General features: G+C 66.8%; 1 protein-coding gene. It reads left to right on the forward strand.

Annotated elements, in window-relative coordinates; all coding sequences use genetic code 11:
* The first annotated feature begins 93 nt into the window (after positions 1-93).
* Positions 94-1,037 (forward strand): IS630 family transposase gene (locus A5481_RS33110; RefSeq protein ID WP_156311982.1). Its coding sequence is split into 2 segments (ribosomal slippage): positions 94-430 and positions 430-1,037, totalling 945 coding nucleotides; the frame shifts between segments, so codons are not numbered across the junction.
* Positions 1,038-1,131: the final 94 nt, after the last annotated feature.

Consider the following 1,131-nt stretch of genomic DNA (forward strand, 5'->3'; position numbering starts at 1 on the left):
TAGAGCGTTTTCAGTTTTGGCTGAGTCGGAAGGTTGGGGTTCACGCCGGGCGGCCGGGCTGATTCAGTGCTCGCTCCAGATGAGGAGCGAGGCATGGGCCGACCCTACAGCCAGGATCTGCGCGAGCGGGTGGTCACCGCGGCCCGTGCGACCTCGCGGCGACAAGCGGCTGCGCGCTTTGGAGTTGGTGTCGCCACGGCGATCCGCTGGATGGCTGCACTCACCACGACCGGGACGATGGCCCCTCGTCCGCAGGGGCGGGCACGCCGCTCCAAGCTCGACCCGCACGAGACGTTCCTGCGAGCCCTGATCGATGCACAGGACGACATCACCCTCGAGGAGATGCGTGCCCGCCTGCGGGAGGAACACGATCTCACGGTCGGGTTGGGCACGCTGTGGAGCTTCCTCGACGCGCGCGGCCTGACCTACAAAAAAAGACAGCCCACGCCACAGAGCAGAACCGCCCGGACGTGAAGGCGGCCCGCGAAGCCTGGTTTGAGGATCAGCCGGAGCTCGATCCCGCTCGCCTCGTGTTCCTTGACGAGACCTGGACTTCGACCAACATGGCCCGCCTGCGCGGACGCTCTCCACGCGGTGAGCGGCTGCGCTCGAGTGTGCCGCATGGCCACTGGAAGACGACGACCCTCGTGGCGGGCCTGCGCCTGTCCGGGATCGCTGCGCCGTTCGTGCTGGACGGGCCGATCAACCGCAACGCCTTCCAGACCTACGTCGAGCGCGTGCTCGCACCCGAACTCAGACCGGGCGACATCGTCGTGATGGACAACCTTGGCAGCCACAAGGGGCCGGCCGTGCGCGCCGCCATCGAAGCGGCTGGCGCGCGGCTGCTGTTCCTGCCGCCCTACTCGCCGGACTTCAACCCGATCGAGATGGCGTTCTCCCAGCTCAAGGCGCTGCTGCGCAAGGCCGCTCGACGCACCGTCGAGGGCTTGTGGTCGACCATCGGCCGCCTCGTTGACGACGTCACACCAGACCAATGCGCCAATTTCTTCGCCGCCGCTGGATATGATCCAGACTAAGCCGAAAACGCTCTAGCAAGACGAAGGTCTGGGATCTGATCGGCGAAGGGCGCCTACCGGCTCGGAAGCTGGATGGCGTCCGCCTTATCCGCCG

The sequence above is a fragment of the Methylobacterium platani genome, assembly GCF_001653715.1.
GTDB lineage: Bacteria > Pseudomonadota > Alphaproteobacteria > Rhizobiales > Beijerinckiaceae > Methylobacterium > Methylobacterium platani.